20 protein-coding genes and 1 riboswitch are annotated in these 20729 nt (G+C 35.1%); of the genes, 7 read left to right on the top strand and 13 right to left on the bottom strand.

The window, feature by feature from the left end; genetic code table 11:
- Positions 1 to 503 precede the first annotated feature (503 nt).
- The 10 genes from JL53_RS04650 to JL53_RS04605 all read right to left on the bottom strand — a co-directional run bounded on the left by JL53_RS04650 (position 504) and on the right by JL53_RS04605 (position 10934).
- A complete protein-coding gene (locus tag JL53_RS04650; protein ID WP_038406918.1) occupies positions 504 to 1691 on the bottom strand; it encodes a spr1629 family repressor/antitoxin in 1188 nt (395 codons plus the stop codon).
- A gap of 32 nt (positions 1692 to 1723) precedes the next feature.
- A complete protein-coding gene (locus tag JL53_RS04645; RefSeq protein WP_038406917.1) occupies positions 1724 to 2488 on the bottom strand; it encodes a spr1630 family ClpXP-sensitive toxin in 765 nt (254 codons plus the stop codon).
- A gap of 527 nt (positions 2489 to 3015) precedes the next feature.
- Positions 3016 to 4089 carry an ABC transporter substrate-binding protein gene (locus JL53_RS04640; RefSeq protein ID WP_038406916.1) on the bottom strand — a complete coding sequence of 358 codons (1074 nt, stop codon included), beginning with the start codon at positions 4087 to 4089 and terminating at the stop codon, positions 3016 to 3018.
- Positions 4086 to 4892, bottom strand: a complete 807-nt coding sequence (locus tag JL53_RS04635; RefSeq protein WP_038406915.1) for an ABC transporter permease — start codon at positions 4890 to 4892, stop codon at positions 4086 to 4088. Before JL53_RS04635 ends, JL53_RS04640 begins: the two co-directional genes overlap by 4 nt.
- On the bottom strand, positions 4889 to 5698 hold the full coding sequence (locus JL53_RS04630) for an ABC transporter permease (RefSeq protein ID WP_003718973.1): 810 nt from the start codon (positions 5696 to 5698) through the stop codon (positions 4889 to 4891). Before JL53_RS04630 ends, JL53_RS04635 begins: the two co-directional genes overlap by 4 nt.
- A complete protein-coding gene (locus JL53_RS04625; RefSeq protein ID WP_003718972.1) occupies positions 5698 to 6792 on the bottom strand; it encodes an ABC transporter ATP-binding protein in 1095 nt (364 codons plus the stop codon). The genes JL53_RS04630 and JL53_RS04625 overlap by 1 nt, the downstream gene beginning before the upstream one ends.
- Before the next feature lie 14 nt (positions 6793 to 6806).
- Positions 6807 to 7349, bottom strand: coding sequence for a type II toxin-antitoxin system RelB family anti-toxin (locus JL53_RS04620; protein ID WP_003718971.1), 543 nt, complete (start codon positions 7347 to 7349; stop codon positions 6807 to 6809).
- A 248-nt stretch (positions 7350 to 7597) separates the two neighbouring features.
- A complete protein-coding gene (locus JL53_RS04615; protein ID WP_038406914.1) occupies positions 7598 to 9655 on the bottom strand; it encodes a Na+/H+ antiporter in 2058 nt (685 codons plus the stop codon).
- A 128-nt stretch (positions 9656 to 9783) separates the two neighbouring features.
- Positions 9784 to 10422, bottom strand: a complete 639-nt coding sequence (locus tag JL53_RS04610; RefSeq protein ID WP_003718969.1) for a GTP pyrophosphokinase — start codon at positions 10420 to 10422, stop codon at positions 9784 to 9786.
- Between the two features lie 155 nt (positions 10423 to 10577).
- Complete coding sequence (locus tag JL53_RS04605; protein WP_003718968.1) at positions 10578 to 10934, bottom strand: iron-sulfur cluster biosynthesis family protein; 357 nt, start codon at positions 10932 to 10934, stop codon at positions 10578 to 10580.
- A gap of 152 nt (positions 10935 to 11086) precedes the next feature.
- Here JL53_RS04605 and ytvA point away from each other — a divergent pair, with 152 nt between their 5' ends.
- Positions 11087 to 11848, top strand: a complete 762-nt coding sequence (ytvA, locus tag JL53_RS04600) for a YtvA family blue-light photoreceptor (RefSeq protein ID WP_038406913.1) — start codon at positions 11087 to 11089, stop codon at positions 11846 to 11848.
- 72 nt (positions 11849 to 11920) lie between these two features.
- Positions 11921 to 12118, top strand: a riboswitch (Lysine riboswitch).
- 91 nt (positions 12119 to 12209) lie between these two features.
- Entirely contained in the window at positions 12210 to 13670 is a 1461-nt protein-coding gene (locus tag JL53_RS04595) for an amino acid permease (RefSeq protein WP_003718966.1), read from the top strand.
- 49 nt (positions 13671 to 13719) lie between these two features.
- Here the strand turns inward: JL53_RS04595 and JL53_RS04590 are convergent, their stop codons facing one another.
- Positions 13720 to 14181 carry a MarR family winged helix-turn-helix transcriptional regulator gene (locus tag JL53_RS04590; RefSeq protein WP_038406912.1) on the bottom strand — a complete coding sequence of 154 codons (462 nt, stop codon included), beginning with the start codon at positions 14179 to 14181 and terminating at the stop codon, positions 13720 to 13722.
- Between the two features lie 257 nt (positions 14182 to 14438).
- On the opposite strand from JL53_RS04590, the gene JL53_RS04585 reads away from it, so the two are divergent.
- The 4 genes from JL53_RS04585 to JL53_RS04570 all read left to right on the top strand — a co-directional run bounded on the left by JL53_RS04585 (position 14439) and on the right by JL53_RS04570 (position 17534).
- Entirely contained in the window at positions 14439 to 14969 is a 531-nt protein-coding gene (locus tag JL53_RS04585; RefSeq protein ID WP_038406911.1) for a YceI family protein, read from the top strand.
- Positions 14970 to 15075: 106 nt separating this feature from the next.
- The gene (rarD, locus tag JL53_RS04580; protein WP_038406910.1) at positions 15076 to 16002 is read left to right on the top strand and encodes an EamA family transporter RarD; all 927 of its coding nucleotides are present in this window, start codon (positions 15076 to 15078) and stop codon (positions 16000 to 16002) included.
- An 86-nt stretch (positions 16003 to 16088) separates the two neighbouring features.
- Positions 16089 to 16730, top strand: a complete 642-nt coding sequence (locus JL53_RS04575; protein ID WP_038406909.1) for an NAD(P)-dependent oxidoreductase — start codon at positions 16089 to 16091, stop codon at positions 16728 to 16730.
- Between the two features lie 102 nt (positions 16731 to 16832).
- Positions 16833 to 17534 carry a DUF554 domain-containing protein gene (locus tag JL53_RS04570; protein WP_003718960.1) on the top strand — a complete coding sequence of 234 codons (702 nt, stop codon included), beginning with the start codon at positions 16833 to 16835 and terminating at the stop codon, positions 17532 to 17534.
- Positions 17535 to 17655: 121 nt separating this feature from the next.
- On the opposite strand, the gene JL53_RS04565 is transcribed toward JL53_RS04570, so the two are convergent.
- Positions 17656 to 19305, bottom strand: coding sequence for an alpha/beta hydrolase (locus JL53_RS04565; RefSeq protein ID WP_038406908.1), 1650 nt, complete (start codon positions 19303 to 19305; stop codon positions 17656 to 17658).
- Between the two features lie 146 nt (positions 19306 to 19451).
- Positions 19452 to 20102: a DUF5105 domain-containing protein gene (locus tag JL53_RS04560; protein WP_038406907.1), complete on the bottom strand. Its 651-nt coding sequence runs from the start codon at positions 20100 to 20102 to the stop codon at positions 19452 to 19454.
- Positions 20103 to 20223: 121 nt separating this feature from the next.
- Here JL53_RS04560 and ybaK point away from each other — a divergent pair, with 121 nt between their 5' ends.
- A complete protein-coding gene (ybaK, locus tag JL53_RS04555) occupies positions 20224 to 20700 on the top strand; it encodes a Cys-tRNA(Pro) deacylase (protein ID WP_038406906.1) in 477 nt (158 codons plus the stop codon).
- The last annotated feature ends 29 nt before the right edge of the window (positions 20701 to 20729 follow it).

Here is a 20729-nt window from a genome sequence, read left to right as displayed (position 1 = left end):
TCATCAGAGACATATTTTAAAGCTTTGTCATTAACTGAAAAAAGAACCTCCTTTCGGGCTCTGATTGATTTTCCAGAATGGCAAGAAAAACAATCTCCATTACGATTCGGGCATTTTGCTATTTCAGAAGAATTATTTAGAGTAATTGTCTCGGCAATGGGATTTCAAAAGAATCGTTTTCTCCATACTGAATAGTAAGTAAAATAATAAGCGCGAAACAAAATTCTCTTAAAACAAAAAATATCCTAGTGAAAATCAGAATAGCTGATAATCACCAGGATATTTTTTTGTATTGAGTAGATTAAGCTAATTTATAGTCAACTTTTTCAAATTTAACACCATCAATATATCGAAAGCCAAAGCTAACTACAATTGATAGAAACGAGTGTAATACAACAAAAACACGCTGCTACTATAGCAATATTTAATAATCTGACCATCAAAAATGGAAAACTAGAAAAAAACACTTATGGAGTCAGTACATATAAGAACATTTTTCGATATTAATTAGTTTCCTTAGTGAATAAAGAAACAACATTTGAGTTATTAAAATATTCTCTATTTGACTCTTCAGAGTACTTGCTTAAAAATTCATTTTCAATCCCCAATAGAGATTCTAAAAATGAACGTTCAATGTAACAATCATTTAGAATATCATTTAATGAAAATAAGTGATTTTTAAAAATCAGGTCTAGCAAAGAACGAACTTTTCCAGGTCTAATAATCGAGATATCTTCATCTAAAGGTTCATTTTTTTTGTAACCTTTTCGATTTAGAGCTGCGTAAAAGTAACGATTTTCTTCAAATGTCAGTAGTCCCATTTTATAAGCACGATACTCTAACGCACCAATTGATACCATATATTTCATTTTCAAATCCAAATAAGACTCAGGATTTGATTTCTTTGAGATAGTTAAAAAGTCTTTTAAAAATTGATTTTTTGGAAGGAGGAAAAAAGAGGCAAAATCATTTGCTTCTTTTTCAATTATTTTATGTTCATCTTTTGTTAAGCTGTCCATATCAATCTTGTAATGCAGTAACAAGTGCCCTAATTCATGGGCTAAATCAAAATTTCTACGAACCGCAGATTTTTTTTTATTGCCAAGTATAATAAAAGGTTTTTCTTGACTAGTCCAAGTACTATATGCATCAATACTTACTCCCATACTTTTTTCTAAAATATATATTCCTGAAAGTTCAAGCTTGTAAAGAAGCTCTGAATTTGATTGTACGTCCAATTTTTCTCTAGCATTTTCAGCAATAATCTCTAATTGTAAGAGTCTGTCACTTGCTTCTGTTGATGTATTATAAAGTTGAATTGATTCGTTTCTTAATTGTGAAAGGAGACTAGCTTGTAAATTGAGCTTACTTTCAAACTTATCTAGAAAATAACTAGTAAAATCAATAAAAGTCGTTTCCATTTTTGTTTTTTTACGAGCCTCCCTATCCTCAGCTCGATAGGCAATGCTTTCAACTTTAGAAATATTAGTTACAAATGACTCTGTATAGAAAAATTGAGCTTTTACATTAAAAACTTTTTTTAGTTCATTAACCACTTCAAATTTTGGTACAGTATACTGGTTTTCATACTGCCAGATTGCTTGTTCACTTAAACTTAATTTGTCAGCAAGTTCCTTTCTGGAGAGACCATTTAATTCTCTGACACTTTGTAATTTCTCTCCGAAAAACATTGTAATCACATCCTTGCTTATTTGTTGGAAATTTAGTTTCCAGATTCTTCTTTTTCTTCTTCAGGTATAGAATAACCAAATGCGTTTGAATCACCTGAAAAGATAGTCTGATCAGATACTTTTTCATTCATAATTGGTTCTACATCTTCAATAGTAGCTTCATACTCACTAGCTTGTATAAGATAACTTAAATCTTCAATTAGCTCTAGGTTCATTGTTTGACGATTAGGCATGGTTAATTGAATGGATTTAATAATTTTAGTTTCATCATCAATCTCATATGTAACAATATAAAAGCGTGCGTATTTTTGAGTTACGTTTAGTTGCTTGCCTTCTATAACAGCTCTTATTTCTTCTGGGTCATTTAATTCAAGTTCAAGCTGTTCTGGTTGAGCAACAAAGTTTTGCTTGCTATTCTTTAAAACATCTGTATTTATGTCAGCAAAATTAACTAAGTAATTATCTTCATTGACTTTCTTTTTTTGATCATCAAAAGATTTTTTCACTCGTCTAGAGTTTTTTACGATAACCATATAGTTTTCAGCATTTTCGCTAACTGTAAACTGTAAATATTCCCAAGTATAGCCAGCTTTTTCAATTTTAAACTGTACATTATGGTTTTGTCCAATTTTAGAAACTTGATCGTCAATGTGATTTCCTTTTGTCCAAGCATATGCACCACTAACACTCATTGACTCTTTTTTGCTTTTTCGCTCTTCAAGATACTGTAAGTACCCTTTCAAAGTACCATCAACTATTACTTTACTGATTGCTTCGTCTAATTTAAGTTCATCCATCCTTAAACCTCCAATCTATTTGTCTCTGTAAGTATACAACATTTTTAAAATAAAAACATTATTTTTCGGTTTTATTTAAAGTGGATGTCTTTTTCGATTAATAAATTTTTATTTCAAAGCAATAAAACAATAAGAAATAGCTACAGTATAACTTCTATTTTCACTATAAAAGCTTACATATTCCAGTAATTAATCTGCCTCGCAACATGCACTCTAATACACTCCTAAAAAATCCTTATTTTTTTAATAATAGAGTATAAACATCTTCAACACTTACAGTATATATTTTAGTGCTTAAAAAAACTATTCTTAACAAGCCCTTTCAAATGATAATTTTTCTCTAAAAACATTTATGCTTATCCTTACATAAGCCCAAGTTTCTAGCTGAAAATATCTGAATGAATCTTCAGTTTTAAAAAACAAAAAGCGACATTTCCATCGCTTTTTGAGTGTTTTTTGGAAAACTGGCTATAAAATTATACTCCTGAATGCTTGCTGATATAACACGTTTCCGCCGAGTTTTCCGATCACTTACGGTACATCTTAAACTCTAAAAATAGTTCATTATAATAAGACAACATTCGCTTACCTAAGTTGTCATATACTTCTAAATTCGTCAGCTCATCCATATTTGGATAAAAACGTTCGTCACTAGAAATTTCTTTTGGTAATAGTTTCACTGCTTTCTCGTTTGGTGTAGCGTAACCGACATATTCGGCATTAATTGCTGCATTTTCTGGTTTTAACATGAAATTGATAAATTTATGCGCTCCATCAACGTTTTTCGCGGTTTTCGGAATGACCATATTATCAAACCACAAATTAGAGCCATCTTTTGGAATCATATATTCTAAATCTTCATTTTCACTGAGCATTTCTGCCGCTTCACCGGAAAAAGTTACTGCAACACCAGCTTCATTATCTGCCATCAACAATTTAATTTCATCGCCAACAATCGCCTTTACGTTAGGTGTCATCGTTTCAAGTTTGTCACGAGCTTCCATTAAGTGCGCTTTGTTTGTATCATTGAGTGAATAACCGAGGCTATTCAAGCCAAGCCCCATCACCTCGCGCGCGCCGTCAATCAAAAGAATTTGGTTTTTCAAATCCGGGTCAAATAAAGCATCCCAAGTGTCAAAGTTCTTATCTGGAAACATTTTTTTATTATAAATAATTCCGAGCGTTCCCCAGAAATACGGCATCGAATATTTGTTATTATCATCAAACGATAAATCCATAAAACGCGGATCTAAATATTTTTCATTTGGTAGTTTGGAATGATCAAGCGGAATCAGTAAATCTTCTTCTTTCATTTTACTAATCGCATAATCACTTGGTACCGCAATATCAAATGTTGTACCACCTTGTTCAATTTTCGTCATCATCGCTTCATTCGAATCAAACGTCTGGTAAATCACTTTCATACCTGTCTCTTTTTCAAATTTCGTAATTAAAGATGGATCAATATAGTCGCCCCAATTATATATCGTCAGTGTATTACTCCCAGCATAGCCTTCTGAACGGTTCATTGTCGTTGCGAGTAGCATCATTAGGAGTGCGACAACAATAACAGGCACAAAAATTTTCAACAGTTGCTTCATTCTTTTGTCGCCCCCGTCCGAATATTTTTGCTCGTATTCCGTTTACTAATAAAGTAATAACCGATAACAAGAACAATCGTAAATAAGAAAATTAGCGTAGACAATGCATTGATAGAAAGCGAAATCCCTTGTCTAGCACGAGAATAAATTTCTACCGCTAATGTGGAGAAACCGTTCCCTGTTACGAAAAAAGTGACTGCAAAATCATCTAGTGAATAAGTTAGTGCCATAAAGAAACCTGCTAAAACACCTGGCATAATATATGGAAGAATCACCTTAGAAAGCACTTGCCACTGACTCGCGCCTAAGTCCCGCGCTGCATCCATCAATGTCGGACTCATTTCTTGTAGCTTCGGTAAAATCATTAATACAACAATCGGAATGCTAAACGCGATATGAGAAACTAGCACCGAAATAAAGCCCAGTTTTACACCCAAAATCGTAAAGAAAATCAAGAAACTCGCACCAATAATAACATCCGGACTAACAATCAACACATTATTCAAACTAAGTAACGAATTTTTCGCAAACGGTTTTGGCATAAATTTTATCGCTAGCGCCCCGCAAACCCCAATCGCAGTTGCAATCACTGAAGAAAGTAGCGCAATCACAAATGTATTTAAAACAATAATGAGTAAACGCGTATCTTGGAAAACTTCTTTATAATAATCAAGCGTAAAACCACTAAAACTATGCATCGTTCCGCCTTTATTAAAAGAGTAGAAAATCAAGTAGAAAATCGGTGCGTATAAAATCACAAAAACTAGTACTAAATAAATCGTACCCCACTTACTTTTCTTCATTTACGCACACCTCGTTTCTTTTTGGAACCTGTTAAGAACATAATGAAAATCATCGCAATAATTAAGAATACACCAATTGTTGAACCCATTCCCCAGTCTTGCGTAACAAGGAAATGTTCTTCAATTGCCGTTCCAAGCGTAATCACCCGGTTTCCAGCAATTAATCGCGTAATCATAAATAACGATAGCGCTGGAATAAATACAGCCTGACAACCAGATTTCACGCCGTCTGCCGTCAGTGGAAAAATCACCCGTCGAAAAGTAGTCAAGCTAGATGCGCCTAAATCGCGCGACGCTTGAATCAACGTCGGATTAATTTCCTCAATTGCATTAAAAATCGGCAAAATCATAAATGGGATGAAGATATACGTGGATACAAATAAGAAACTAAAATCCGTAAATAAAATCTGCTTCGAGCCAATTCCCATTAATTCTAAAAACTGATTTGCAGCCCCGTATGTCCCAAAAATCCCAATAAATGCATATGCTTTAAGAAGCAAATTAATCCAAGTCGGTAAAATAATTAAGAGTAACCACAGCTGTTTATGTTTCAGTTTAGTTAGTAAATATGCCGTTGGGTAAGAAATAAGTAAAGTAAATACCGTAATCAAAAAAGCATACCAAAACGAACTAGCTGTCATTTTTAAATAAACTGGTGTGAAGAAATGAATATAATTATTAACCGTCAAATTACCATCGACATCAAAGAACGAATAATAAACAATCAATAAAATCGGTGCGACAACAAAAAGCAAAATCCAAAGTACATAAGGAACAAGGTAAACTGTCCGAGTGCGTCTATTCATTACTGCACCTCATCGTAGCTATCAAGCCGCTTATCGAATTCTTCCTCCGTTTCCCCAAGACGCATAACATGAATTGCCTCTGGGTCAAACGCTAAGCCAATTTTATCGCCGACACGCACTTTTCTCGTAGTATGAACGAGCCACTCATTTCCGTCTGTATCGATACAACCCACTTCATAATGCACACCGCGGAACAGCATCCAATCCACCGTCACTTGAAGCTGACCTTTTTCAGCAGAAGTTATTTCTAAATCTTCTGGACGAATGACAACTTCTACCGTTTCATTTGGGCGGAAACCTTGGTCGACACATTCAAAGCGTCTATCCACAAATTCCACTTCGAAGTCCTGAATCATTTTGCCAGTAACGATATTCGATTCTCCAATAAAATCAGCCACAAATTTATTAATCGGCTCATCATAAATATCAATGGGTGTCCCGCTTTGCTGAATTTCTCCTTTGTTTAACACAAAAATCTCATCACTCATTGCAAGCGCTTCTTCTTGATCATGTGTAACAAAAATAAACGTAATTCCCAGTCGTTTTTGCAAATCACGAAGCTCATACTGCATTTCCGTCCGAAGTTTCAAATCCAGCGCCGAAAGTGGTTCATCTAGCAAAATAACTTCTGGTTCATTTACAATCGCACGTGCAATCGCCACACGTTGCTTTTGTCCACCAGACATTTCGCTAATTTCTCTTTTCTCATATCCTTTTAAATTAACAAATCGAAGCGCTTCTTTCACTTTTTCCTCGATAGCTTCTTTTTTTAATTTCTTAATTCTGAGTCCAAAAGCGACATTTTCGTATACATTTAAATGCGGAAATAACGCATAGTCTTGGAAAACTGTGTTAACTGGGCGTTTATTAGCTGGGATTTGATTAATGACCTTTTCACCAAGATAAATTTGTCCTTCTGATGCTTCTAAAAATCCGGCAATTAAGCGCAAAATAGTTGTTTTCCCACAACCAGAAGGCCCGAGTAATGTATAAAACTTCCCTTTTTCTATTTCAAAACTGACATTGTCCAGCACTGGCGGATCGTTGTCAAATTGTTTCGTAACGTTTTCGAAACGAATGATTGTTTCTGCCAAAATAATTTACCCCCTTATAAATATGAATCTGTTGCAACTAGGATGAGTGTTGCTTTTTCACTCGATTGGTTGATTATCTGATGTTCGTCTGCAGCATGGAAATAAATTGCTTCTCCCGTTTTTGCCACATATTCATTCCGCCCAAGCATCACCGTAACCTCGCCCTTCAATACATAGCCAAAAGTCTCAGAAAGTGATGGCTCAAAGCTTTTGAAACAACTTTTTGCTTCTATTTCAAGTAATACTGGTTCCATTTCTTTTTCATTTGATTCTGGAACTAGCCACTTAATTCTGTAACCTTTCTCTTCATCTTCAAAAAAGGTGTGCTCTAATTCGCCGTAAATGACTTTTTGATTATGTTCTTCTTCGTCAAAAAAATCTTTTGGCGTTGAGCCAAGCACTTCCAAAATCGCAAACAAGGTTTCAATCGACGGTGAACTTAGATCTCGCTCTAATTGCGAAATATAACCTTTTGTCAAATCCGTCCGCTCCCCTAGTTCTTCTTGCGTTAAATTCTTACTAAGCCTAAGATTTTTTATGCGCTTGCCAATTTCCATGTCTGCTTCCTTTCTTTCAAGTTTAGTGATAGTAAACCTCAAGTTAGATAAGTTTACTAATATTAAACACAGAGTTTACTTACAGCAAGATACATTATACAACAAAGCATTCAAGCGGACAATAGTTTTTTGTGTTTTTATTAGCTAGGAAAAGTATTTTTCCATAATCATTTCAATTTATTATATACTTTATAAAAGCTAAAAAACTCCACAAACTTTTTAAAGTCTGTGAAGCTTATTTTACTAGCTTAATCCGTTGCTAAGAAATCATCGTACAAATAAGTCTCAATCATATTTAGGTTTTGGCGGAGTTCCCGGGCTAAGTCTCTTGAAATTCCACCTGTTTCGAAAAGATGTTGAATAATATCACGTTCTGTTTGGAAGGCAACTATTTGGACTTCTCGTTTTTTCTGTTCGGATTTTGCTTGTTTCCCACGCGATAACGCTTGATCATTTCTCACTCGCTCTAAGAACATCGTATGCTCGGTAATAAGTGGTCCGATGAGATCTGCATTTTCTTCGGTGAGTTGATCTTTTAGTTTTTGAATAACTAGTATTTCATTTTCTTCTCTTAACTTGCGAATTGCTTGGAAACGTTCGTTATCTTTAGAAATACCTTTTTTCATTTTATGTCTAATTTTACGCCATTTTTTTGGACGGATAATGAGCATAATAAATCGCTGAACAAACAACCAAGCCGTTTTAATTTTTGTGCGGAATCGTTGTTTGATTGCCTGCTCTAACATATTTAAGTAATGTTGGTACCTGTAACTGTCGGTTGCTACAAGTTCCCCATTGTCTGCCATTTTTTGCGTGTTAGCACGTTGCCATTCAATAATTTCTAACCGTTTTTCGCGCTCTCGTTCATCCATCGCTCTATTGGTATTATTATCATGTTGCAAATCATAGATACGTCTTCTATAGTCTTCAATCACTTCATCCGTTGCAGCTTTCGTTTCAGGTAAAGTCTGTTCTTTCAGTTCCCTAATAACATTCCGCAAAATCCGAATCCGCGTCGCTTTCTCTGCTCGCTCATCTTCCGTCGTCACTTCTTCATTTTTTGCTAAAAGTGGTAAAATGAAAGTGGCAATGATAAGTGTACAAAGGATTACCCCTGATGCTAAGAAAATAATCAAAGCTCTTTGCGGGAAAAGTGTTCCGTCATCAAGAAAAAATGGAATTGCAAGCGCACTGGCTAGCGTTACTGCCCCGCGAACCCCGGATAAAGAAGTAAGCAAAACTGGTCGCAGTTTCGGACGGGTTGTTTTTTTGTTTTGTTTTTCACGTTTTTTCGCACCAATATTCCATGACAGATAAACCCAAACAAACCGAAGTAATATTAAAGCAGCTGTAATTGATAAGATATAGGCAATCACTTGCAAATTACTAATACCCGAATCATTCCAAACCACCTCTATAATAGAAGGAAGTTGCGTGCCTAAGAGTAAAAATACTAACCCATTTAGTACAAAGATAATAACTGACCAAGTACTCTGAGATACAATATTGAGTTTAACTGATTGCGGATCCATTTTCTTGCGTTCCATTGAGTGCATGATCCCTGCAGCAACTACAGCCAGTATCCCAGAAACATGTAATTCTTCTGCTGCTAAATAAATAATAAATGGTGTCAAAATCTGGATAAGCATATGGAAAGTAACATCTTCCATCCCAAGCCCACGAACCCACTTCAAAAACCTGAATTTCAACCAACTGAGTACAAGTCCAACTAAAACACCACCAATAGCAATTACAAAAAAGCTAACACTAGCATCTAATAAGCTGAATACTCCCGTCACCATCGCTGCAATTGCAAATTGGAAAGCAACCAAGCCTGAAGCATCATTAATAAGTGCTTCACCTTCCAGTAAATTCATAATCCGTTTAGGTAAATTAATTCGCCCGGAAAGTGAGCTCACGGCTACAGCATCAGTTGGCGCAAGTGCTGCTGCCAAGGCAAATGCTGCTGCCAGTGGAATCGTTGGAATCATCCAGTTAACAAAGTAGCCAATAACAACAACAGTCGCAAATACGAGACCGAGTGCCAAAACCAAAATTGGCATTCGCATTCCCCATAACGCTTTCTTATCCGTTCGTCTGCCATCATTAAATAATAAAGGTGCAATAAACATTACCAAGAAAAGCTCTGGATTTAATTTCAAATCGAACGTAATTGGCATAAGAGCAATCATTACACCTAAACCAATTTGAATTAGTGGCACCGATACAAAGGGCACAAAACGATTAAGTAAATTAGAAATAAAAATAGCCACAAGTAGTGCTAAAACATATAAAAATATTTCCACTATGTATACGTCCCCTTTCGTTTTTTCTCCTATATAATTATGAAGCAAAATGAACCATCCCGCAAATATAAAACAGCTTTATTTCTTTATATTAATTAGTCATACAAAGAAATAAAGCTGTTCTATATTTATTTTTCTTTCTCTTTTTTATACTGGTCAATTTGATCATTTAAGTTTTTCATTTTCTCATCTAAGTGGGTGATTATTCTCGCAGCATCTTGCAATTCTTTGACTAATTCAGCTGGCGCTTCTTGTTGATATTTGTAGTAAATCTTATGCTCCAAACTCGCCCAAAAATCCATCGCAACAGTCCGAATTTGAATTTCTACGGTCATTTTCTCGGAACGATTCGTTAAAAAAACAGGTACCTCACAAAGTAAATGTAAACTTCGGTAGCCATTTGGTTTAGGATTCGTCACATAATCTTTAACTCGTAAAATCGTAATATCATTTTGACCTGCAAGCATTTCATGAATTCTAAAAATATCAGTTACAAAAGAACAAGTAATTCGGATTCCCGCAATATCATGGACATGCTTTAAGGCATTTTCTGGTGTGATATCCAAATTTTTCTTTTCCAGTTTTGCACCAATGCTCTCTAATGATTTTACCCGAGACTTCAAGTGTTCCATTGGATTATAATCATGAATAAATTGAAATTCTTCATTTAATATTTTAAGTTTCGTGTTTACTTCTTCTAAAGCAAAACGATGAAGAAGCATAACATTTCGCCAGTTCTTCAGCTCATCTACTGATGGTTGTTCCATCATGACACTCCTTCCATATGTAAAACTTCCCTATTCCATGTTACTACAAATCAGAAGCCAGTGTCACTATATGTCTAAAGTTTTACCACATTCTCATGAGATTTTCATCAAAAAACCTAGGATAGCGATTCATCCTAGGTTCTAATTCCAAAATATTAGTTTGCTCCAATTGGACAGCTAATTACTCTATCTTCATCAGTTACGAGCAACAAATTACGATTATAGTACTGTCCATCACTTTTTAACATCATTGTTTTTTCTATATCATTATAATCAATCGTCAGCTCATCTTCTAAAAACATCTCCGTCCAACGTTTAATTAAAATCGGACCAATGTTTGACTCAATTTCATCATCTTCTTTCGTACGTTCTTCTACTAATCGAAGTGTAAAAATACCACTGTTTTCACATGAACAGCCCTCCGTGTCATAATACAGATGTAGTTGTCCTGAAAACCCAGACCGTAATGCAGCCAGCCGTTTTTGGGCGCTATTTGTAAATGTAATAAACATAACTCATCACCTCTTATTCTATTATACATCGATTTTTATTTTATTTCTCTTTAGCTGTTTTGACCCGACTTTATTCACAAATTAGACATTGGGATTTCATGCGTTACCGTGTTATGATAGAGATGTATTTACAAAGGGGGAGAATCACGCAGATGGCTGCTTATCCAAAATTTGATATTATTTTAGAAGCATTAAATTTATCTAGCGTAGGGGTTATTATTACTGATGCCGAGCAAAAAAACAATCCAATTATTTTTGTGAACACGGGCTTCGAAAATATTACCGGTTACACGAAAGAAGATGCACTAGGCTCTAATTGTCATTTCTTACAAGGGGAAGATACCAATAAAAATGAGATTGAAAAAGTTCGCTATGCTATTCATAACAAAACAACCGCCAACGCTTTACTAAAAAATTATCGCAAAGATGGTAGTTCTTTCATGAATGAACTTACAATTGAACCGATTTATGATGATAATAATCATTTATATTTTGTTGGTATTCAAAAAGACATTACAACCGAGCACAACTACCAGCTTGAACTTGAAAAATCATTACGAGAAATCGAAAAGCTTTCCACACCAATTGTCCCAATTAAAGATAATATTTGTGTCTTGCCTTTGATTGGCTCATTAACCAACGACCGACTCCAAAACATGTCTGAGTATGTAAGTGAGTATATGGATAATGGCAAAGAAGATTACTTAATTATGGATCTTTCTGGTCTAGCTGAATTTAATGAAGATGCTGTGATGAATCTTGTGAAGTTTCATGGCTTTATGAAATTAACTGGCGTGGAGCTAATAATCACCGGCATTTCACCTAAATTTGCGATGACTTTAATCCGCTATGAAGAAAACTTGTCATCCTTAACAACTTATAGCACCATCAAAGAAGCCCTACAATATTACTGAAAATATGCTATTGCCAAATTACTCTTTTTCCGTTATTATGGGTAAATAATCAAATATAAACCCTCATCCAAATGGTGAGGTAGAGGTTGCAAGATTCACTAGTACTTTTTTTGAGGCGAAACAAAGACGCCCATGACAAAAAATGAACAGGATGATTGCCGAAGTGACTATTCTCTCTTTGTTCAAGAATAGTTGTTGGGACAGTTGCCAAAAGGTGCTGGACTGCTATAAGAATTTGTCGAAATTTCTTATAGATGTGCTATCTGACAATCAAGATGTTGGTAAAATATGTAACAGCCAATTTCTCGCAGATTGGCTGTTTTTGTGCACTTTCATCTGAAGACAGAAAGGAAGATGTATTTTGGAAAAAGAAACACACGGCGAAATTCGACGTGACTTAAAAACGAGACACCTATCTATGATTGCTATCGGTGGTTCTATCGGAACCGGGTTATTTTTAGCGAGCGGGAATGCTATTCATACTGCAGGTCCTGGTGGCGCACTCGTCGCCTATATCGCTATTGGAATTATGGTTTACTTTTTAATGACTAGTTTAGGTGAAATGGCTACCTATATGCCAGTATCAGGATCGTTTAGTACATATGCTACTCGTTTTGTTGATCCTGCTTTTGGATTTGCGCTTGGTTGGAATTACTGGTTTAACTGGGCAATCACACTTGCAGTCGATATTTCAACAGCAGCTATCATTGTTCAATTTTGGCTACCAAACACTCCTGCATGGTTGTGGAGCGCAATATTTTTAATCCTCATCTTTGGCCTAAATGCTTTATCTGTGAAAGCTTATGGTGAGTCTGAATATTGGTTCTCCATTATCAAAGTTGCCACTGTGATTATTTTCCTTATTGTAGGTTTGCTAACGATTGTTGGAATTCTTGGTGGAGAATTCATTGGCTTTTCTAATTTCACAGCTGGAGATGCACCATTCAAAGGTGGTTTCTTCGCTATCCTTGGAACCTTTTTAATTGCTGGTTTTTCTTTTCAAGGAACTGAAATGGTTGGGATTGCTGCTGGTGAAAGTGCTACCCCAGAAAAAAGTGTTCCAAAAGCGATTAAACAAGTTTTCTGGCGGATATTATTATTCTATATTTTCGCGATTTTCATTATTGGAATGATTATTCCTTATACAAGCCCGCATTTACTAAGTGCGGATGCGACAGATGTTGCTATTAGCCCTTTTACACTTGTTTTTGAAAAAGCTGGACTTGCTTTTGCTGCATCAGTGATGAATGCTGTCATTCTTACATCCGTGCTATCGGCTGGTAACTCTGGCTTGTATGCTTCCACTAGAATGCTCTGGGCAATGGCGCGTGACAAAAAAGCACCACGCTTCTTAGGAAATGTCAACAAACGTGGGATTCCAATGGCAGCTTTAATTGTAACAACTATTATTGGAGCAATGACCTTTATTACTACTTTGACTGAGAATGGAACAGTTATCTATACTTGGTTATTGTCCGCATCTGGCTTAACTGGTTTTATCGCTTGGGTTGGTATTGCTATCAGCCATTACCGATTCCGAAAGGCGTTCATAAAACAAGGGCATGATTTAAATGAACTTAAATATAGAGCAAAATTTTTCCCATTTGGTCCTATTCTTGCCCTAGTTTTATGCATTTTGGTTATCGTCGGTCAAGACTATGCGGCTTTTTTAGAACCACAGTTTGCTAATCCTGCTTGGTGGCAAAAAATTGGTATCTCTTATATCGGCTTACCTATCTTCCTTATTTTCTGGTTATCCTTTAAATTTGTTAATAAAACCAAAGTCATTCCATTAGAAGACTGTAAATTTGATAAAAAATAAAAAAACATCTCTTGCTCATTCAAGTTAGCCCGAATGACAGGAGATGTTTTTATTTACTTTTTTTTAATAGGGTTTCTACTTTTTTATTTAAGCGAATCAATTCTTTCACTTCGGTTTCGTTCAGATTCTCAAAAACCTTGATCATTGCTTTGTACATAAATGCGTTTGCAGTAGATCGTTTAGACAAATCTTCCCCTTTTTTAGAAAGTTTCAAGGTTAAATCCATGCTATCATTCGGAATCGTTTTGTTCAATTTCACTACTAAGCCTAAGCTAATTAACCCGTCAATATTTGCTGCTGCTGAACTTCCCGTGATAATTAAACGTTTCGTTAATTCTGCAACTGAAATTCCGGGTGTCCCATAAATCACATTGATCATCGCTAGTTGCTGTAGCGTCAGTCCCAAACTAGCCGCATTTTGATCAGCATATCCCGCTGAAATTCGCTGTATCGACCAATATGTTTTTAGAAGTTCACTAATGTTTTCTGTATCTGTATTCACGCTTGTCATCATCCAACCTCCTCTTATAACCTATTCTACGCACTTTAGGACGAAAACTCAATCATATTTACAAAAAAAACATAAAACTTATTACGATTTTATAGTTGCTTATTAAAAGTAAGTGTGTTATAGTTTATTTATTAACAGTTAAGCAGTACGCTTTTCTTATTCGTAAAAGTATTTTTCACTAGGTTTAATCTAGGCCCAAATAGGTTAGATTATAATAGAATGCTTTTATAAAAAAACATATTTGGAGGAATGAAAAAATGACAGTAGAAAAATGGAACGTTGACCCTGCGCATAGTTCAATCGAATTTCAAGTAAAACACATGATGGTATCAAAAGTAAAAGGTGCTTTCAGTAATTTCACAGCTGACATCGAAATGGATCCAGAAGACTTAACAAGCGCAAAATTAAACTTCTCCGTTGATGCAGCATCAGTTGACACTCGTCAAGCTCAACGTGACGGACATTTGAAAAGTGAAGATTTCTTTAATGTAGAAAAATATCCAAATGTAACTTTTACAGCAACGAAAATCACTCCTGATGGTGATGATGAATATGTTGTTACTGGTGATTTAACTATTCGCGACGTAACAAAACCACTAACACTGGAGGTAAGCTATGAGGGAACTGGTAAAGATCCTAACACTGGCAACATGGTAGCTGGTTTTGAAGCAAAAGGTAAATTCAACCGTAAAGACTTTGGCCTGAACTACAACGCAGCACTTGAAACTGGCGGCGTACTAATTGGCGATGAAGTTAAATTAAACATCCAAATCGAAGCAAGTAAATAATTTCCTGAAAATGCGAATAGCCTAGCCTATTCGCATTTTTATATAGCTTTCTATCCTCTTTTACGCTAAAATAGGTTTATTGCTTAAAAAGGGGGCTAACATCACTATGGAAAACAAACAAAATGGACAATTAGGCGGGATTATGGCTGGTGCTCTTGCTTATGTGTTCTGGGGAGTCCTTCCGATTTACTGGAAGTTAGTAACAAATGTTCCACCAATGGAGATTTTAGCCTATAGAATACTATGGTCTTTTATTTTTATGTTATTTTTGATTGTCTGCTTACGAAAGGCATCCATGGTATTTGAGGAAACGAAAGCTATTTTACTACAACCAAAAACGCTGATTGCGATTATTGTTGCCGCGTTTTTAGTAACAGGCAACTGGTTTTTATTCATTTATACAGTTAATAGCGGGCATGTAACCGAAGCAAGTCTTGGCTATTACATAAATCCACTTGTCAACGTATTACTTGCGACTGTTATTTTAAAAGAACGGTTAAGCCGTGGCGAAATTATTGCTGTTATTTCGGCTACAATCGGTGTACTAATCTTAACTTGGCACCTTGGATCCGTTCCTTGGGCAGCAATCGGGATGGCTGTGACATTTTCGCTTTATGGGTTAATAAAAAAACTTGTTCCCGTTTCTGTTTGGACTGGATTAACGCTTGAAACCATGATTATTACGCCATTTGCATTGATTTATGTATTATTTTTCGCAACAAATGGTTTGATGCAGTATCCGTCCAGCACAAATATTATTTTAATTGGAGCAGGAGTTGTCACCGCAATTCCACTTCTACTCTTTGCCACTGCGGCTAAGAAAATCAGTTATACAATGGTTGGATTCTTGCAATATATTGGACCTACCTTGATGCTTGCAATTGGTGTGTTACTTTTCAAAGAAAGTTTTGATCATATCCAGTTGTTCGCTTTCGCATTCATCTGGCTCGCATTAATCATTTTCACGATTTCACATGTTTATTCTGCAACAAAAATCAAACAATTAGCTGCAGCTGCAAAAGAACAATCTTAAAAAATGTTTTCGAGTCCCCTCTTTCGGGAATAATTCTTCTAACAAGCAAGAATCTATTCCACAAAAATGAATAGGGGGCTTTTTTTATGAAAATTGGTATAATTGGTGCTACGGGACGAGCTGGTTCAAGGATTTTAGAAGAAGCTAAAGATCGAGGCCATGAAGTGACAGCCATTGTTAGGAATGCTGGGAAAATTACGCAAACACATAAAGATATCAATATTTTACAAAAAGACATATTCGATTTAACACTTTCTGATGTGTCCGATTTAAATGTAGTCGTTAATGCCTATGGTGTTAGTCCAGAAGAAGCTAATAAACATGTCACCTCACTGAAGCATTTAATGAAAATCTTAAATGGTACCGTTTCACCGCGACTTGTTGTTGTAGGTGGTGCAGCTAGCCTTCAAATTGACGACGATGGAAATACGTTACTTGAATCGAAAGGGCTAAAAGAAGCACCGTACTTTCCAACTGCAGAAGCACAAGCCAAACAGTTAACCACTTTAAAAGAAAATGAATCTCATTTCAGTTGGACCTATGTTAGTCCTCCTGCAATGTTTGAGCCTGGCGAGCGCACTGGCAGCTATCAGTCAGGGGAAAATCATCTCTTATTTAACAGTGAAGGTAATAGCTTTATTAGCATGGAAGACTTCGCTATTGCAATCGTGGATGAAATCGAAAAACCCAACCATTTAAATGAGCGTTTTACTGTGGCTGGAAAATAATATTAAAAAAATCGAAGGACAACTTAGTTCCTTCGATTTTTTTGTGCCAATTCCGAGTATGTTACTGTATAATAAAGTTATGGTTTAAAAGGGAGGAATAAAATGGTTTTACTTGGTGCGCTAGTTAATGGACTTGGAATTTTGATAGGTTCCATAATTGGCATGAAATTACATAATATCCCTGAACGCATAAAAGACACCGTAATGAAAGGCATGGGCTTATCCGTCATTGTCCTCGGAATCCAAATGGCTTTTAAAACGAGCAATTCACTTATTGTTATTTTAAGCATTTGTTTTGGTGCAGTTATTGGGGAATTAATTAATATAGACTACCATCTCAATCAACTTGGTCACTGGATTGAACGAAAAGTTGGAGCTAACGGAAAAAGTAATATCGCTAAAGGATTTGTTACATCGACACTTATTTTTGTTATTGGTGCAATGGGAATTATTGGTGCACTTGATAGTGGCATTCGTGGTAATCATGACGTACTTTTCACCAAATCCGTTATGGATGGTTTTATTGCGCTTCTCCTTAGTACGACGCTCGGTTGGGGCGTTATGCTCTCAGCTATCCCAGTATTTCTTTTCGAAGGAATTATTGCCTTATTCGCCACTCAAATTGACAAATTTGTCCCAGCAGACTTAATGACGCTAATTATTGGTGAAATAACGGCAACTGGTGGTATTATGATTTTAGCAATCGGTCTCAATTTACTTGGCTTAACAAAAATTCGTGTGGCAAATTTAGTTCCTGGCATTCTGATAGCAGCTCTTATCGTCGCGGGACTTTATTATTTTTAGAATAGGCTTTCCTTATTAATTAGGAACAAAAAAGCATCCATAAAATTTTGTAGTACACCCCCAAATTTAGATTCTATAGTCTAAATTTGGGGGTGTACTACATTACGGCTGCTTTTCTATTTTATTGTAAAACTATATCTTGTAACATAATCGATCCTTGGTCTGTTTGATTAAACAAGAAAGAAATACTTTCTATTTTATTCATATCTATCCCTTTAATTAAATCTAATGGAATTCTTAAATCGGTTAAAGGGGTATAACCAAGCCATTCAGATGTCTCTGAAAGTTTAAATTCAACACCATAAAGATAGTTTAGTGCTGGTGTTTTATTATCCATGACAATTTTTGCTTCCTTGCCTTTATTATCTTCAAAAACAATCGTCATCCCTTGATCTTTTGCTTGATTAATTTTATCTGTACTATCTTGAGCGATGGAAAAACGGATAGTTGAAAACTCGTTAAAATTAGTATCATTCATTTGGATAGTTGCATACCCATCTTTTTTTGTCCATTTTAAATTTAGCAGATTTAAGTTGGGGCCGTTAGTATTAAATTCACTTTCAATAGGATGTTTGAAAAATCTTGCTGTATTGTCATTTTCATTGACAGATTCTACAACATATTGCGCTTTTGCATCTGATGTAGAAATTTTTGTTTTTTTATTAGCTGAAAAAATTGTCTTACTATTTGATACGTACATTGAACTCATAACCTTCATACCATACATACTTGCCGGCGCAATTTTACTTGCATTAAAGTTATTAGTCGGTTTTATTTTATTATGAATAACATCTAGAAACTCTGTTGTATATTTAGTAATAAACATTTCATGCTGTTTTCTATCAATCGTATTTTTTTTTAATATGTTATCAGTAGGAATATTTTGTGACATTCCTAAATCTAATTTACGACTAAAATAATAGTGATTTCCTCCTCGTAAAAAAACATTATTAGCAAATGATTTTCGATTTTTATTTGCTTTTAATTCATCAAAAGAAACTTGTCCTTCCAGATTACTAACATCCAGATCATATTCAGCTATAACGAAACCATGTGGAACATCCGTATAAGGTGCATCTTTTAAGTTTTTAGAAGGGGTTAGTGAAATCAAACCTTTAATAGAATCATCGCCTGATTTTTGTAAATCTGTTGCTAAAAAATCAATCCCTTGACCGCCACGCGAATGACCAAGTAGTGTTACATCCGAGAGGTTAATTTTATTTGTTATATTCGAGCCATAAATAGCAGTATCTCCATTAACTGCTTTGGTTAATCCTTTGATGTGTTCTTTGTATATCGTGATTAGGCGTTCAAAGTTTTCTGAGTTACCATAATCCTTAGCGTCATCTGTATTTTTTTCATTATGTTCAGCATTTACATCAATTGATATCACTGCGTATCCTTGTCTAGATAAATTCTGAGCTAAATAAGTAAAACCTTTATAATAATTTTCTTCTTCAGGTATGTTCTCCATATCTGAAATATTATGTCGACCATGGATGATAACGACTAAAGGAACATTTTTCTGATTTTTAGGGAATGTCAGTACTCCTTGTTTTTGATATGGCAAATCAGCTTTTCCGTTTTTCCTGAAAATTCCTTTGCCTAAATTATACTCCACCGTTTCGATTTTTGTATCTGTTTTCAATTCATACTTTTGTGTCGTTGTCGGCAGTGCAGTGACTTTATTTTTTCCAACCACAATAACAATGGCAATTGCAACAATGGAAATAAGGAAACAAAGTAGTACGATAAATTTTTTGCTTTTCATGAGGTTCTCCTTTTATTTCAAATATATTTCTTATATTACAATAATAATACATAAATAATAATAAAGCTAGTCTTAAAATAAAAAAAGATGCGTTTATTGCATAAAAAAACCAACAACTTGTGGGTTGTTGGTTAATATTGTTCTTATTACATGCCGCCCATAAAGAATGCTGTAGTTAGCTCTTGCATGAAGGCCATGTCGTTTTCCATTTTCCAAAGAGAATCATCTTTTGAATCTACGGTTAATTTAAGATTTACATTTTTTGTTTCTGATACTGCATCTGCATTTTGTACAGCTTTTGTATAAATTTCCATTGTTTTCTTCGCCATTTTTTCATCATCTGTTGCGATTGATGGATCAGCTGTTACTGCTTTTGTTAATTCTTCTGTTAATTCCGTCTGAACGCCTTTCATGTCCAATCCTTTAACTGCAAATTGAATTTCTGGACTTTCTTTGTCGTCATTTGTTACTTTAGTAGTGTAAGAAGTTTTTTCGTTTACTTGCTTGCGTAATGCTTTGTAGAATTCGTCTACTTCTTTGTCTAAGTTAACATCACTAGAAAAGCTAGCGCTGAAAGTACTGATGAAGCTTTCTTTAAAACTTGTTTCGAATTCTTTTTCGAAGGCTGTACCGTCTTCACCGTATACATCTTTCACTTTGTCAGTATCTTTATTGTAAACAACAGAGTTTACAGTAATTTCTCCTGCTTCTTTTGGTTCAACTCGTGATGCTCCACATGCTGTTAAAACTAACATCATAGCAAGCAACATAATCATGCTAAATAATCCTTTTTTCATTAATAATCTCCCTTTCCTTTTTAGATACCTCTACATTGTAACCAAACAATGCAGAAAAACCAATGGAAATAGTGAAAGTGTCATAAATTGTACATAAATAGACTGATCTCGAGGTGGAATTGTGAATAAGAAAACAAATGCTTGTCGAATGTTAGATCAACAAAAAATTTCTTACCAGCTTCGTGAATATGCTTGGAATGAGCATTCTCTTGATGCCATACATGTTGCGTTAAAAACAGGTGATGAACCCTCTCACATTTTCAAAACTATTTGTTTAATTGGTGATAAAACCGGACATATCGTTGCTTGTATTCCAGCGGATAAAACGATAAATCTTAAAAAAATTGCTAAAATAAGCGCAAATAAAAAATGTGAATTAGTCCCTGTGAGCACTCTTGAAAAATTAACTGGATATGTTCGCGGTGGCTGTTCACCGATTGGGATGAAAAAGTTATTTCCTACATTTATCGATAGTAGCGCAGAGACTTTAGATGAGATACTAATTTCAGCTGGAAAAAGAGGTTTACAAATCGTCATTGCTCCTGCTGACTTAATTCAAATTATCCGCGGCACATTTGCTTCGATTACTAAAAAATAAAAAAAGATTGTAAGCAATCAGGTTTCCCT

The sequence above is a fragment of the Listeria ivanovii subsp. londoniensis genome (assembly GCF_000763495.1).
Taxonomy (GTDB): domain Bacteria; phylum Bacillota; class Bacilli; order Lactobacillales; family Listeriaceae; genus Listeria; species Listeria londoniensis.
This window is presented reverse-complemented; position numbering and strand designations above follow the sequence as displayed.